15 protein-coding genes are annotated in these 15,472 nt (G+C 40.1%); 13 read left to right on the top strand and 2 right to left on the bottom strand.

The annotated features are described in order from the left end of the window. Positions 1–9: 9 nt before the first annotated feature. Both cmoB and cmoA read right to left on the bottom strand, forming a co-directional pair. Positions 10–975 carry a tRNA 5-methoxyuridine(34)/uridine 5-oxyacetic acid(34) synthase CmoB gene (cmoB, locus tag RDV63_RS13430; RefSeq protein ID WP_313910012.1) on the bottom strand — a complete coding sequence of 322 codons (966 nt, stop codon included), beginning with the start codon at positions 973–975 and terminating at the stop codon, positions 10–12. Positions 976–983: 8 nt separating this feature from the next. Continuing rightward, positions 984–1,712 carry a carboxy-S-adenosyl-L-methionine synthase CmoA gene (gene cmoA, locus RDV63_RS13425; protein WP_313910011.1) on the bottom strand — a complete coding sequence of 243 codons (729 nt, stop codon included), beginning with the start codon at positions 1,710–1,712 and terminating at the stop codon, positions 984–986. Positions 1,713–1,915: 203 nt separating this feature from the next. On the opposite strand from cmoA, the gene RDV63_RS13420 reads away from it, so the two are divergent. From RDV63_RS13420 to ybgF, 13 genes are all read left to right on the top strand, one after another. Next, positions 1,916–4,726: a transporter substrate-binding domain-containing protein gene (locus RDV63_RS13420; protein WP_313910010.1), complete on the top strand. Its 2,811-nt coding sequence runs from the start codon at positions 1,916–1,918 to the stop codon at positions 4,724–4,726. A gap of 87 nt (positions 4,727–4,813) precedes the next feature. Continuing rightward, the gene (gene aspS, locus RDV63_RS13415; RefSeq protein ID WP_313910009.1) at positions 4,814–6,592 is read left to right on the top strand and encodes an aspartate--tRNA ligase; all 1,779 of its coding nucleotides are present in this window, start codon (positions 4,814–4,816) and stop codon (positions 6,590–6,592) included. 113 nt (positions 6,593–6,705) lie between these two features. Continuing rightward, entirely contained in the window at positions 6,706–7,449 is a 744-nt protein-coding gene (locus RDV63_RS13410) for a YebC/PmpR family DNA-binding transcriptional regulator (RefSeq protein ID WP_313910008.1), read from the top strand. 2 nt (positions 7,450–7,451) lie between these two features. After that, a complete protein-coding gene (ruvC, locus tag RDV63_RS13405; RefSeq protein ID WP_313910007.1) occupies positions 7,452–7,976 on the top strand; it encodes a crossover junction endodeoxyribonuclease RuvC in 525 nt (174 codons plus the stop codon). 32 nt (positions 7,977–8,008) lie between these two features. Beyond that, positions 8,009–8,629 (top strand): Holliday junction branch migration protein RuvA, encoded by a 621-nt coding sequence (gene ruvA, locus RDV63_RS13400; protein ID WP_313910006.1) that lies wholly within the window; start codon positions 8,009–8,011, stop codon positions 8,627–8,629. A 3-nt stretch (positions 8,630–8,632) separates the two neighbouring features. Further along, positions 8,633–9,646 (top strand): Holliday junction branch migration DNA helicase RuvB, encoded by a 1,014-nt coding sequence (gene ruvB, locus RDV63_RS13395; RefSeq protein ID WP_313910005.1) that lies wholly within the window; start codon positions 8,633–8,635, stop codon positions 9,644–9,646. Positions 9,647–10,238: 592 nt separating this feature from the next. Then, positions 10,239–10,649 (top strand): tol-pal system-associated acyl-CoA thioesterase, encoded by a 411-nt coding sequence (gene ybgC / locus RDV63_RS13390; protein WP_313910004.1) that lies wholly within the window; start codon positions 10,239–10,241, stop codon positions 10,647–10,649. Between the two features lies 1 nt (position 10,650). Continuing rightward, positions 10,651–11,328, top strand: coding sequence for a protein TolQ (tolQ, locus tag RDV63_RS13385; RefSeq protein ID WP_313910420.1), 678 nt, complete (start codon positions 10,651–10,653; stop codon positions 11,326–11,328). Then, complete coding sequence (tolR, locus tag RDV63_RS13380; protein ID WP_313910003.1) at positions 11,328–11,759, top strand: protein TolR; 432 nt, start codon at positions 11,328–11,330, stop codon at positions 11,757–11,759. Before tolQ ends, tolR begins: the two co-directional genes overlap by 1 nt. A gap of 1 nt (position 11,760) precedes the next feature. Then, positions 11,761–12,684: a cell envelope integrity protein TolA gene (gene tolA / locus RDV63_RS13375; RefSeq protein ID WP_313910002.1), complete on the top strand. Its 924-nt coding sequence runs from the start codon at positions 11,761–11,763 to the stop codon at positions 12,682–12,684. Beyond that, positions 12,681–14,033 carry a Tol-Pal system beta propeller repeat protein TolB gene (gene tolB / locus RDV63_RS13370; protein ID WP_313910001.1) on the top strand — a complete coding sequence of 451 codons (1,353 nt, stop codon included), beginning with the start codon at positions 12,681–12,683 and terminating at the stop codon, positions 14,031–14,033. Before tolA ends, tolB begins: the two co-directional genes overlap by 4 nt. Positions 14,034–14,070: 37 nt before the next feature. Then, a complete protein-coding gene (gene pal, locus RDV63_RS13365) occupies positions 14,071–14,601 on the top strand; it encodes a peptidoglycan-associated lipoprotein Pal (protein WP_313910000.1) in 531 nt (176 codons plus the stop codon). Positions 14,602–14,627: 26 nt separating this feature from the next. Further along, positions 14,628–15,425, top strand: a complete 798-nt coding sequence (gene ybgF / locus RDV63_RS13360) for a tol-pal system protein YbgF (RefSeq protein ID WP_313909999.1) — start codon at positions 14,628–14,630, stop codon at positions 15,423–15,425. Positions 15,426–15,472 lie beyond the last annotated feature (47 nt).

Genomic DNA, 15,472 nt, shown 5'->3' with positions numbered 1-15,472 from the left:
ATAGAATAGTTAGCTATTTGCTGTAATAACAGCACGCAACGGTGCTGGATAGCCCTCAATGGTCTTACTATGATCATTTGGGTCAAGAAAATCAATTAGACTTTCATTTTCCATCCAGCTAGTTTTACGTTGTTCGGCTAAAGTTGTTTGGTTAATATCCACTACTTTGACATTTTTAAAGCCTAGACGCTCTAACCAGAGTGTCAAAGCCGCACAACTGGGAATAAACCAGACATTACGCATTTTTGCATAGCGATCGGTTGGTACTAGAACGGTATTCTCATCACCTTCAATCACTAAAGTTTCTAACACTAACTCGCCACCAAGTCGCAGCTGCTGCTTTAGCTGCTGTAAAAAATCTAGCGGTGAACGGCGGTGATATAACACCCCCATAGAAAATACAGTATCAAACTGTTGCAGCGCTGGCATATCATCGATACCAATAGGTAACAGATTGATCTTAGGATCTGGATTAAAGTGCTTAATGGCATTAAATTGAGCATAAAATAATTGTGATGGGTCAATGCCGACTACAAAATCAGCGCCTTCACCTAGCATGCGCCATAAATGGTAACCACTGCCGCAGCCAACATCTAATACGTAGCGTTGTTTTAATGGTGCAATATGCGGCAAAATACGTTGCCACTTAAAGTCAGAGCGCCATTCGGTATCTAGGTCTATGCCATGAATGGAAAAAGGGCCTTTACGCCAAGGTTTTAACTGCTCAAGTACATACTGAATGCGCTGCATTTGGCCTGGGGCTAAATCGTCAGAACAACCAAAGGTGACACTGTCTTTAATATTAAGGTTAGAAGGTGTCGTTTCTGGAAGTTGGGCTAAAGCTTTTTGCCACTGTTTAAAGTCACCATGTAAGGCTTGTTTAGCCCAGAGTGCTAATTGTGCTGGTAGGGTTTCTAACCAAGGAGCTAAACGATTTGTCGCTAGTTGAGCATAAAACGAGTTAAAATTTATCATGAGCAACCTTAAGATTTAATCGCTAACATTGAGCAAAAATTAAAACACTGAAACCATATAGTTTGCTGATTAAAACCAGCCTTAGTTAAACGATTTGCGTGTTGTTTTAAGGTATCAGGCTGCATTACATTCTCTAGGGCTGTCCGTTTTTGGCTCACTTCTAATTCGCTATAACCATTAGCTCGTTTAAAATCATGGTGTAAGTCGATTAATAATTCGTTTTCAGTGTTTTGTGGATGAATAAATTTTTCAGATAAAATTAATAAGCCACCAGGTTTTAAACCATTATAAATTTGTTGTATTAACTGCTCGCGATCTGCTTTTGGTAAAAACTGCAAGGTAAAGTTGATCACCACCACAGCAGCATTACTGATAGCCAATTGGCGAATGTCAGCTAGTTGTACAGTAACCGGCACTTCTGAACGGAATGATTGTAAATGCCGCTCACAACGTTCAACCATAGCTTTACTATTATCTACAGCGATAATGTTACAATTTTCTGCTGATAAGTTGCGGCGCATGGCCAAAGTTGCCGCCCCTAAGGAACAGCCTAAGTCATAATAGCTGCTATTAGGTTGTTGAAACTTTGCCGTTAATTTGCCTATGGTTTGAATAATAGTATGGTATCCCGGTACAGACCGTTGGATCATATCTGGAAACACATCAGCAACTTGATCATCAAAGTTAAAATCTTGAATTTTGCCTAATGGCTCTGCATAAATTGAGTCTTTTTGCATATTATCCGGCATCGTTAGGGTTATTATCAAAAAACAGCTTGAATCAGTTTACCTTAAAACTGCCGCTAACGGCTATTAAAGTCAGGCTATACTGGTTAATTAAAGTCAAAATCGGCTGTTTGGCATGCATAAAATTAGGTAGCTTGGCCAATTGTTAATATAGACGCCATACTGAGGTATGAACTGCCAAGTAGTAGATAATAATGAAACAGGGATTTTCAGCATTAGTCTATTTAGTGCTTATTTTAATTATGACCAGCGGCCATGCTGCTTTACCGTCACCATTAAAAATAACAATTAGCAAAGATATATATCCTTATATGTATCTTAATCAACATGGTCAAGCAGAAGGTTTGGTGGTTGATTATTGGCGGCAGCTTGCTCAGCAACAAGATATAGAGGTTCAATTTTTTCCCGCTACCTGGCCTGAAACACTAGCAATGTTAGAGCGAGGAGAGGTGCATTTACATGGTGCTTTAGCCGGTACGCCTGCAAGAGCAAAGCAATATGAATTGGGAGATTTGGATATTACTATTTATAGTAATGTCTTTATTCATCGCGACATGCCGCATTTTACAAGCGTGCATGATTTGAAGCCTCTTACTATAGGTGTAATTAAACGATCAAGCCATATAGCTACCCTACAAGAATTAATCCCAAATGCTAACTTGGCCTATTACTCCTCTATTCCTGACTTATATGATGCTGCAGTTCGTGGGGAGTTATTTGCGTTTAGTGCTTTTGATAATTTGCCTGTTATTTATGCTGACTATAAAACCTTAAATGCTTTGTTTCCCTTGTATCGAAAAATGCCCATTGCTAGAAATAAATTAAGTTATGCTGTTTATGAAAACCCAGCGCTATTTCAGCAATTACAAATCGCAACTAATCAAATCGAGCCAACTTTTATTGCTAATTTAGAGCAAAGCTGGTTGAGCGCGCCTACAGATAAAGACACTTTGCAGCTTGGTGTATCTGTAAATAATCCACCTTATATGCATATTACTGCTGGAGGTGAGGCTAAAGGGCTAATTATTGAACTCTGGCAAGCTTGGGCTGAGCAAACAGGTAAAAAAATAGCATTTGTACCAGACAGCTCGGCTAACAATGTGCAAAACTTAGAGCAAGGCCGTATTGACGCTGTTGTAGCTTTACCAATGAGTGAGCTAATATCTCAGCGGTTAAAAGAGGCATATCATTTATATAACTTTAATTCGGCACTTTTTTATCCTAAACATCTCACTAATCTATCTTTAAGTAAGTTAAACCAAGCCACTATTGCAGTATTTCAAAACGCACCTTATATCACTGAATTAAAAGGTAAGTATCCTCAACTTACCTTTAAACGCTATGTATCCTTAGAAGAAATGCTAGTAGCCGTACAGCAGCAAGAGGCTATCGGCTTTATAGGTGGTTCGGCAATAATGCCAATCCGTTTTCAGCAATTAAATGTAGCAGATCGTTATAAGATGTCCGATGAGCTAGTAATAGAAACGGGTCTATATACTTTTGTGCAAACGGATAACCAAGAGTTGCTTGAAACAATTCATCAAGGTTTTGCCAATTTAGATTTAGAGCAGTTAGAGGCTATTGAAAAGCGCTGGCTTAATGAGCCTGATCGCTATTACGCTAAATTTAGACATAAAGTACCTTTACCCTTAGTTGAACGGACTTGGCTAAATACGCATCAACCAATTAGGTTAGGCATAGTTAAAGACTGGCCACCCATGGAATTCTTGGATAGCTCAGGTGAAGCTGTGGGCATTACCATAGATATTATTAACCTGATAGCCCAGCGTTTAGATACCGTATTTGAAATTAAAGCTTTCGAGAGCTTTGCTGAACTTAGAACAGCATTAACAGAGCATGAGATAGATATCGTTGGTGGCCTTGGCAAGACTAGTGACGAAAATGCAGTTTTATCATTGACCGAACCATATTGGTCTAGCCATTGGGCGGCTATTAGTAGTGTGTCTAGTAATAAGGTAATTGATATAGACCAGTTAGCTGGTAAACGTATTGCTATTTATAAAGAATACACTTTAGCGGCAGAGTTACCAAAGCGTTTTGTTAATAGTGAGATAACTTTAACCAAAGATTTAAAGCAAGCTATTAGTTTATTGCAGTATAACGAAGTAGATATTGTGATAGATACCGTAGAAACAGCAGGCCAGTTTTTACGGGATACTGGCTATGTTAATTTACAAATCCAAGTATTAGAAGGCTTAACTAGCGAACAAACTATGTTTGGCGTTAGGGTTGATTACCAGCCTTTAGTTAAGATGTTAAATAAGGGGATCCGTAGTTTAGGCGAAGATGGTGAAAAACAGGTTTATAAAAAATGGTTTGATTTTCAAATTAACCAAGGCTTAGATAAAACCTCATTTACACGGTTAATGCTGCAGCTAGGCGGGGCTGTATCTCTTATTATTGTCTTTTTTATTATTTGGAATTTATCGTTACGCAAAGAAGTTAACTTACGCCGCATTGCTGAAGAAAAAATGCGGTTTATGGCAACACATGATGACCTAACCCAATTGCCTAATCGCAGTTTATTAAAAGAGCGGCTCCAACAAGCGTTATTGCAGCATGCAAGGCATAATGAAACTTTAGCCTTACTTTTTATTGATCTAGATGGTTTTAAAGACATTAATGATAAATACGGCCATGATGTCGGCGATGAATTACTGCAAAGTATAGTGGTTATATTACAAGATGCAGTGCGTAAAACTGATACGGTGGCGCGTTTTGGTGGTGATGAATTTGTTATTTTATTAACCGGATTAATGCATCGTCATGATGCCGCTATTATTGCTGAAAAAGTGTTACAGCAATTACAGTATTCAATGCAGCTATCTATAGGTGCTATAAGCATAGGAGCCAGTATAGGTATCGCTATTTATCCTGAAGATGGCACCGATGCAGATAAGTTGTTAAAAGTGGCAGATAACCTTATGTATAGGGTTAAGCAGCAAGGTAAAAATCAATATTGTTTTAGTAAACCAAGCTTTTAATCCGCTAGCAGTGACATTAAACATAAAATTTCTATATAATCAGCCGTTATTTTCGTGTCACTGATTAGCAAGTTAAAGGAAGGTTTAATGCGAAGCCATTATTGCGGTTTATTAACTGCGCAACATGCAGAACAACAAGTTTCATTATGTGGCTGGGTAAACCGCCGCCGTGATTTAGGTGGGCTTATTTTCCTTGATCTGCGAGATCGTGAAGGCATAGTTCAAGTAGTATGTGACCCAGACTTAGCCGAGTTATTTAAAGTAGCTTATACCTTACGTAACGAATTTTGTATTCAAGTTAAAGGCCAAGTACGGACACGTCCTGAGTCGCAAATTAATGCCGATATGGCAACGGGCGAAGTTGAAGTTTACGCCAGTGAAGTGGTGATTTTAAATAAAGCCGCTCCATCACCTTTAGATTCTAATCAAAATAATAGTGAAGAGCAGCGTTTAAAATACCGCTATTTAGATTTACGCCGCCCGCTGATGAGTGACCGGTTAAAGTTTAGAGCTAAAGTAACCAGCTTTGTGCGTAACTTTATGGATACTAATGGCTTTTTAGATATTGAAACACCTATTTTAACCAAAGCTACACCCGAAGGTGCGCGTGATTACTTAGTGCCTAGCCGAACTCACAAAGGGGAGTTTTTTGCTCTGCCACAGTCGCCGCAATTATTTAAACAATTATTAATGATGTCGGGATTAGATCGCTACTATCAAATAGTAAAGTGCTTCCGTGATGAAGACTTGCGAGCAGATCGGCAACCAGAATTTACTCAAATTGATATTGAAACCTCTTTTATGAGCGCCGAGCAAGTAATGAACTTGACCGAAGAGATGGTGCGTAAAATGTTTGCCAATTTATTAGATGTCGATCTTGGTCAATTCCCGCGGATGACCTATCACGAAGCAATGCGATTATACGGTTCGGATAAACCAGACCTGCGTAACCCCATGCAACTGGTGGATATTGCCGACTTAGTTAAAGACGTTGAATTTAAGGTGTTTTCTGGCCCAGCAAATGATGCCAAAGGCCGAGTGGTGGCATTAAAAGTGCCACAAGCTGCCGCTAAAGTATCGCGCAAAGATATTGATGGTTATACCAGCTACGTTGGCATCTATGGCGCTAAAGGTTTAGCCTGGATGAAGGTGAATGATGTCAGCCAAGGTATTGATGGCATCCAGTCTCCGGTAGCTAAGTTCTTAACGACCGATATCGTAGCTGAAATACTAAACCGTACCGCAGCAAAAAATGGTGATTTAATTTTATTTGGTGCTGATAGTTATAATACAGTCTGTGAAGCTATGGGCGCTTTACGCTTGAAAATAGGCGAGGATTTAGCCATTACCCAAGCGGGCTGGAAGCCATTATGGGTGGTAGATTTCCCTATGTTTGAACAAGCTGATGATGGTAGCTATGCTGCTGTACATCACCCATTTACAGCACCTGTAGATACGGCGAGCTTTTTAACTACCCCAGTCGAACAGTTTAAATTGGCTGATTTATTATCAAACGCTTATGATATGGTATTAAATGGTACTGAGTTAGGTGGCGGCTCGGTACGTATTCATAATTGTGATGTGCAAGCTAAGGTGTTTAGTTTACTTGGTATTAGTGATGAGGAGGCCAAAGAAAAATTTGGTTTCTTATTAGAAGCATTAAAATATGGCGCACCGCCTCATGCCGGTTTAGCTTTTGGTTTAGACCGCTTGGTAATGTTAATGACTGGCGCGACTTCAATTCGTGATGTTATGGCATTCCCTAAAACGGCTACAGCTGCTTGTCCGCTAACGGATGCACCTAGTAGTGCTAACCCAGCACAGCTTGCAGAGTTAAATATTCAAGTCATTAAAAAGCTTAATTAGCTTAAGCCATAAAGTAAGCATTTACCTAGGTTAAGAGGTGAGTGCGGCTTATAAAGTTTTGTAGTACAGCGGCAGTCATTATCTGCCGCTTATTGTATATAAGGAGTGATAAAATGGCCGGCCATAGTAAATGGGCGAACATGAAGCATCGCAAAGCCCGTCAGGATGCAAAAAAAAATAAAATCTTCACTAAAGTTATTCGCGAGCTAACCGTAGCTGCCAAGCAAAATCCTGATCCCAGCATGAACCCACGTTTACGCTTAGCGGTTGATAAAGCCTTATCTGAAAATATGAACCGAGACACTATAGACCGTGCGATTAAGCGTGGTGCAGGTGCGAGTGAAGGTGAAAATTACGAAGAATTAGTCTATGAAGGCTATGGCCCTAATGGTGTGGCAATTATTGTTGAAACCATGACAGATAACCATAAACGTACCGTAGCAGAAGTACGCCATGCCTTTACTAAAAATGCTGGTAGTTTAGGTACTTCAGGTTCAGTAGCCTATTTATTTACCCGTTTAGGGGTATTAATGTTTGCACCTGAAGTAGATGAAGATGCCTTAATAGAAGCGGCTTTAGATGCTGGCGCTGATGACATTGTTGTCGACGACGATGGCAGTAAAGAAGTCTTAACTCAGCCAGATAATTTTGCTGATATTAAAGCAGCTCTTGTCGATGCTGGTTTTGTTGCAGAGTCAGCAGAAGTAACCTTAGTGCCCTCTATTCGTGCCGAAGTAGATGCTGCTAATGCAGCAGACTTCTTTAAACTAATAGATATGTTAGAAGACTCAGACGATGTGCAAAACGTTTATCATAATGCCGATATCAGTGAAGAGCTGATGGTTGAGTTTGGTTAATAGTGAATATTATTCTCGGCATAGATCCGGGAAGCCGTATCACAGGCTATGGCGTAGTGCGTCAGGTTGGTAGCCAATTTAATTATGTTGCCAGCGGCTGTATTCGTTTAAAGACGACCGATTTATTACCCGAGCGCTTGTTAGATATTTTTAATGGCGTTAGTGAGATAATTCAACAGACTCAACCCACTATTTTTGCTATTGAACAAGTGTTTATGGCCCGTAATGCAGATGCTGCTTTAAAGCTTGGCCAAGCGCGTGGCGCTGCAATAGTTGCTGCTAAAAATGCTGGCCTTGAAGTATTTGAATATTCGGCTAGGCAAGTAAAGCAAGCTGTAGTGGGTACAGGTGCCGCAGATAAAGCACAAGTGCAACATATGGTGCGCACCTTACTAAAGTTAGCTGCCAATCCGCAAGCAGACGCTGCCGATGCACTTGCTGTAGCTATGTGTCATGGCCATACTCAGCAGAGTTTAATTGGTTTAGCGGGCCGCGCCCGTAAAACAGTGCGCGGTCGATTACAATAAAGGCGTAAAGCTCGGGGTATATAAGTAAAAATATGATAGGACGATTACGTGGTATCTTGTTAGAAAAACAGGCCCCCGATTTGTTAATAGAGGTTGCTGGGGTTGGCTATGAGGTGCAATTACCACTGAATAGTTTTTATAATTTACCAGCCTTGGGTCAAGAGGCCATAATTTATACTCATTTTGTGGTGCGTGATGATGCCCAGTTATTATTTGGTTTTACTAATGAGACCGAACGGGCCTTATTCCGGTTATTAATTAAAGCCAATGGTGTAGGGCCGAAATTGGCACTGACTATTTTGTCTGGCATGACAGCACAGCAGTTTGTACGCTGTGTGCAAATGGATGATATGACCACCTTAGTTAAATTACCGGGTGTTGGCAAAAAAACGGCAGAGCGTTTAATAGTTGAAATGCGTGATAGGCTAAAAAACTGGGGATTAGCACCTGCTACACCAGTAACGGATAATATGCTGGTGATTGATGATGAAGCTATTTTTAGTCGGCCCGTCAGTGCAGAAGATGATGCTATAAGTGCGTTAGTTTCTTTAGGTTATAGTCAAATGCAGGCAGCTAAAGCAGTTAAAAAAGTTATTACGCCAGAGATGAGCAGTGAACAATTAATCAAAACCGCATTACGGAGTATGATTTAACTAATGATAGAAGCAGATCGCCTGATCCAAACCACGGCTACGCGTGAAGATGAAGTCATAGACCGTGCAATTCGGCCAAAAACTTTAGCTGATTACACCGGTCAAGAGCATGTCTGTCAACAAATGGCTATTTTTATTGAAGCTGCCCGTGGCCGAGGTGATCCTTTAGATCATTTACTTATTTTTGGCCCGCCAGGGTTAGGCAAAACCACTTTAGCTATGATAGTTGCTAATGAAATGGGCGTTAATATTAAAAATACTTCAGGCCCAGTATTAGAGAAAGCTGGTGATCTAGCCGCTTTGCTAACTAACCTAGAGCCGAATGATGTGTTGTTTATTGATGAAATTCATCGTTTAAGCCCAGTAGTAGAAGAGATACTGTATCCGGCGATGGAAGATTATCAGCTTGATATTATGATAGGTGAAGGCCCAGCAGCACGTTCAATTAAATTAGAACTGCCGCCTTTTACACTGATAGGAGCAACAACACGAGCTGGCGCCTTAACTTCACCTTTACGCGATCGTTTTGGCATAGTACAGCGACTAGAATTTTATAAGGTCTCTGAGTTGACGCAAATTATTTTACGCTCAGCTCATTATTTAAATTTAATTTTAGACCAAGCAGGAGCGACTGAAATAGCACGGCGTTCACGAGGCACGCCACGTATAGCAAATCGTTTATTACGCCGAGTGCGAGATTATGCGCAAGTAAAAGCCAATGGTGAAGTAACAATTGAAACAGCCGCTCAAGCTTTACAAATGGTCGATGTAGATGCAGAAGGCTTTGATTATATGGACAGAAAGCTACTATTAGCCATTATTGAAAAGTTTGGTGGTGGACCAGTGGGCTTAGACAACTTAGCGGCAGCTATAGGTGAAGAAAAAGATACAATTGAAGATGTGATAGAGCCATTTTTAATTCAGCAGGGCTTTATTCAGCGCACGCCCAGAGGCCGAGTGGCATCGCCAAGAGCCTACAGTCACTTTGGTTTTGATTTACCGCCATTAACTCAATGATAAGTAAAGAAACACCATGCTAAATACAAGTAAAAAAAAAGCCCACTATAAAGTGGGCTAAAAAGTTGAAGCAGAGCTTCAAAAAAGTCCAGGGAACATATGAAACATAACAACACTTATCAACGCTAAATCCTGTTACTTAGTGAACTTGACTAAAGTGTAGTAACTTAATTCCTACACTGTGCGCTAGCTCAGAACACAAATGTATAATAGGTTAACTGAGTAATTACTTCAAACTAGAAAAATTGTCAGTTTGGCATTAGAAAAACTAATGTTCGATATCTATTCGGATGAAACTTGGCTGTTTGCTTTATAGACAGTGGCAGCTTGAAAAGCTCTATTCATCTAATGTTAAGCTAAACCAGTAGATATTAGCGGTATTACTATTTTTTAGGCAACGTTAAGTATCTTAGTAGCTTGTAGTTTGGTCGCATAACCTTTTATTGCTGAACTATTTGGGTTAAGTTTAGTCAACAGAATTGTTAGCCAAAAACAAGTGCCGAGCTGAAAAATATAAGTTAGCAATTTCGTTGTTAACCAATTGAGTTAGTCGCGCAGCTTTCATATTATATGCAACTTAAAGCGAACAGACATGTCTAGTACAATTTTTACATTCCCAGTGCGTGTTTATTACGAAGATACCGATGCTGGGGGTATTGTATATTATGCCAATTACCTTAAATTTTTTGAACGAGCACGTACCGAATGGTTACGTGCTTTAGGCGTAGAGCAAGATTTATTATTAGCAAACAACGTTGCTTTTGTTGTTAAGCAAGTACTGATGGATAATAATAAGCCGGCTAAATTTAATGACTTGTTGACCATACAGAGTCAAATTAGTACGTTAAAGCGCGCAAGTATAGTGTTTAAACAGCAAGTATATAATCAGGCCGGCGTTATAGTGTGTTCGGCAGATATTAAGGTGGCCTGTGTAGCATTGCAGGAAATGAAAGCCCGATCTATTCCGGCAGAAGTGACAGAGGTATTACAAGGTGTCAGGTGAAATTTCTATATTAAGTTTATTAATTGAAGCCAGTTTAGTTGTAAAGTTGGTAATGATAATTCTGTTGGTTATGTCAGTAATGTCATGGGCAATGATTATACGTCGCAGTAAAATACTTAATGTTGCTTTAGTGGATGCTAAAAAGTTTGAAGATAAATTTTGGTCTGGGATCGACTTATCCAAACTCTATAACGAAGTGAGCGCTCGCTCTGCAGTAACAGGGTTAGAGGCATTATTTAAAGCAGGCTTTAAAGAGTTTGCCCGTTTACACAAATCTAGCAGTAAGCAATCCATTGCTGTAATGGAAGGCACTCAGCGAGCTATGCGAGTAGGCTTGTCGCGTGAAGTTGAGCGTTTAGAAACTAACTTACCCTTCTTAGCTACAGTAGGCTCAATTAGCCCCTACATAGGTTTATTTGGCACTGTCTGGGGAATAATGAACTCTTTTATTGCCTTAGGTGCAGTTGAGCAAGCTACTTTATCAATGGTTGCACCAGGTATTGCTGAAGCCCTTATAGCAACAGCTATTGGTTTATTTGCTGCTATCCCGGCTGTAATTGCTTTTAATAAATTTTCACATCAAGTTGAAATTCTTGAATCTCATTATGCTAATTTTGCAGAAGAATTTGCCAATATTTTAAATCGACAATCGATGGTAAATACTGGAGACAATAACTAATGTACGTGCGGAAAAAGCGCCGATTAAAGGCGGAAATTAACGTGGTACCTTATATTGACGTTATGCTAGTGTTGCTTGTTATCTTTATGGTAACCACGCCACTTATTACCCAAGGGGTAAAAGTAGAGTTGCCTAAGTCTGCAGCTGAACCAATCAAGCAAATGAAAGACGGTAAAACTCCCTTAGTGGCGACTGTTGATCAAGATGGTTTATATTGGTTTGAAAAAGACAGTAAGCAGCAAGGCCCCTTTACTGCTGATCAGTTAGTGGTAGAAGTAGCAAGTTGGTTAACCATAGAGCCAGGCACGCAAGTTATTGTCAAAGGTGATGGTAGAGTAAGCTATAATGCAGTTATACATTTAATTAATATTTTAAAGCAAGCAGGCGCGCCATCAGTAGGCTTAATGACTGATAACGTGGATACTAAATAAGATGGCGATAAAACTAGACCCACCATTAATTACATCGTTGGGGCTGCATTTAGTCTGTATTATTTTGTTGATTTGGGGAGCAGATTTTTCTTCTAAACCTGAAATTGTTAATGTCACTTTGCAGTCAGAAGGTGAAGCCTTAGCGCCGGTGCAAGCAGTAGCTATAGATGCTGATGCATTGCAACAGCGGGTAGCACAAATGCAAACTGAACAAGCTAACGCTAAAGCCGCAGAAGAAAAGCGTATTCGTGACTTAGAACGTCGCGCTCAGTTAGCAGAAAAAAATCGCGCTGATGAAGAGGCACGTTTAAAGCAAGTTGCAGCTCAAAAGCGGCAAGCCGATGCTGAAGCTAAAGCGGCGCAAGCTGCAGCCACTGATGCAAAGAAGCAACAGCAACAAGAAGCTGAAAAAGCCAAACAAGCCGAGCAAGCTAGAATACAAAAAGAGCAAGAACGTAAAAAAGCTGAAGCTGCGGCAAAAGCTGCTGAAGAAAAGCGTAAGCAAGAACAAGCAGCTTTAGAAAAACAACGTCAAGAGCGCGCTCGAAAAGAGGCCGAAGCTAAGCGTCAAGCTGAACAAGAGCGCTTAATGCAAGAGCAACTAGCTAAAGAGGCTAGTGCCAGAGCAGCGGCACGTTCGCAACAAGCAGCAACAGAGGTTGAGCGCTACAAAGCTTTAATAATGAACACTATAAATCAAAACCTGTATAAAGATGAGTCTATGCGCGGCAAGTCGTGCTTAGTAAATATTAAACTTGCTACTACTGGTTTTGTAACTAGCACTAAGGTATTGAGCGGTGATAAAGCCGTTTGTGAAGCGACGGTGCGGGCACTTAATCGCATTAATCAATTGCCAATGTCGTCAGATCCAGAAGTGTATAAACAAATGAAAGATATAAACTTAAGAGTGGAGCCTCAATTTTGATAAAGTCTAGTTTTTATCGTGTTATTTTTACTGTATTCGCACTTGTTTTAAGTGGCTCGGCCAAGGCGTCATTAGAGATTGTTATTACAGGTGGTTTAGATTCTGGCCGGCCTGTTGCCATAGTCCCTTTTACGTTTAATGGTGCCACTGTGCCAAGCCAACGCTTAGATGAAATAATTTCTGCTGATTTAATGCGTAGTGGTAAGTTTAGCCCATTAGCTAGTATTAAGATGCCGCAAAGGCCGGCGAGTGCTGAACAAATTGACTATGCGGCTTGGGCGCGTGAAGGGGTAGAAGCTATTGTAATAGGTAAAATTACCGAAACTGGGATTGACCGCTATACTGTAAGCTTTGAACTAATAGATATATTAAAAGGCAGTAATGGCTTAAATAAACAAATGCTTAATGCCGGTAAATTAGTGTTAAGTAATGACCATATTCTTGATAGCCGTGAGACAACAATAACCGGTAGCCAGTTTCGGCAGTATGGCCACCGTATTAGTGACATAGTATATGAAAAGCTAACCGGTGAACGAGGCGCTTTTTTAACTAAAATTGCTTATGTTTTGGTTAATAATGACAATGAATTTTCGCACCAATTAATAGTTGCTGATTATGATGGCGCTAATGAGCAAGTATTATTACGCTCAAAAGAGCCTCTGATGTCTCCTTCATGGTCACCAGATGGCACTAAATTAGCCTACGTGACTTTTGAAAAGCGGCAAGCACAAATTTATATTCAAGATATTTATACTGGCAAACGCACTATGTTAAGTAGTTCGCCGGGTATTAATGGGGCTCCAGCATGGTCACCAGATGGTAAACGCATGGCTATGGTGCTATCAAAGGATGGTAATCCAGAAATCTATGTAATGGATATAGCGTCAAGAGCTTTAACGCGGATAACTAATCATCGTGCTATTGATACCGAGCCAACTTGGTCACCTGATAGTAAAGAAATAATGTTTAGTTCTGAGCGTGGTGGTAATCCACAGCTATATAGCGTAAATTTATTAACAAATAAAACAAGAAGAATCACTTTTGAAGGTGAGATGAATCTTGCAGGATCTTTTACTGACGGCGGTAAGTCGATAGTAATGGTTAATCGTACCAGAGGGTTATACAACATCGCAAAAATGGATTTACAAACTCGATTTTTGCAAGTGTTAACTCGAACAACGCTGGATGAATCACCAAGTGTGGCTCCAAATGGTTCTATGATTATTTATAGTACTATGCATGGTTCAACACAGGTGTTAGCACTGGTTTCTATGGATGGTCGTTTTAAAGCAAGGCTACCGGCGGTGGAAGGCGCAGTTAAATCACCGTCGTGGTCGCCATATTTATAATAAAAAGTTTTTACTTTAAAAAACAAAGGACAAGATCATGAAATTAAATAATGTATTAAAAAGTTTATTAGTTGCATTACCAGTGCTGACTATGGCTGCTTGTAGTTCTACTTCTAGCATGGATGAATCAGATGCTAATACCAGCGCAAATACTCAACAGCAACAAGAAGTTGTACAAGTTGAAACAGCTGCACCAGTGGTAAGCCCAGCTGAACAAATGCGTAAAAAATTAGATTCATTACGTCAAGAAAATACTATTTACTTTGACTTTGACCGTGCCACTATTCGCCCTGAGTTTGTTGCTTCTCTAGAAGCGCATGCTAGCTTTTTAACGGCTAACCCAAGTGTACGTGTCACTATTGAAGGCCATTCAGATGAGCGTGGTACACCAGAGTATAATATTGCTTTAGGTGAGCGTCGTGCTTTAGCTGTTGTTCAATATTTACAAAATTTAGGTGTGTCGGGTGGCCAGATTTCTACTGTAAGTTACGGTGAAGAAAAACCATTAGATCGCTCACGCACGGAAGCAGGCTTTGCCAAAAACCGTCGTGCAGTGTTAGTCTATTAATATCTTAATTTTAATAAACGACTCGCATGAAAGCTAAATTTACTTTGTTAGCAGCATTAGTACTGGCACATGCCAGTGCTAATGCCAATCCCGCTCCGGTAACGGATATTAACCTTAATCGTTCAGCTACGGTGGCTAGTGGTTCGCAAACTATACCAACAGGTAGTTTAGAACAGCGCTTAGCTATGTTAGAGCGCATTGTTGAAGCGCGATCAGATGGCCAAATTCGCATGCAACAGCAATTACAAATGTTGTTAGATGAAGTAAGCGAATTGCGCGGTGTGACAGAAACCCATGCGTATCAACTTGAAGAAATCTTACAACGGCAGCGTGATTTATATCAAGAAATTGATCGACGGGTATCAGAGGTACAACAAGCTGGCACTAGTAGTGTAGATAGCTCAACTATTTCACCCCAAGTAGCTGAAACAACTTACTCTTCAGATGTGTTAGAAAATCAAGCTTATGACAAAGCCGTCAATATGGTATTAAAGGACCGTCGCTATGACGCTGCTATACCAGAGTTTGAGAACTTTATTCATACTTACCCTAATTCTACTTATGCCGCTAATGCTCATTTTTGGTTAGGCCAGCTGTTATTTAATAAAAATGAACTGGCTAAAGCTAAAACCCAATTTGAGCGTGTTGTAGGTACTTATCCTAATTCAACAAAAGTGGCCGATGCTTTATTAAAGTTAGGTCAGGTAGCCGAGCGTGAAAACAATAAAGCTGCCGCTAAAAAATATTATCAACAATTAGTCAGTAAATTTAAAACAGGTACTACGGTTAAGTTAGCCCAAGATCGCCTCAGCGCCTTGCAATAATAACAGTAATAAATAGCTCTCTAATTTAGCCTAAGATACAAAATCTA

The organism is Rheinheimera sp. MMS21-TC3 (genome assembly GCF_032229285.1).
Taxonomy (GTDB): Bacteria; Pseudomonadota; Gammaproteobacteria; order Enterobacterales; family Alteromonadaceae; genus Alishewanella.
Note: the sequence above shows the minus strand (reverse complement) of the source record. Positions and strands in the feature narration are given on the sequence as shown.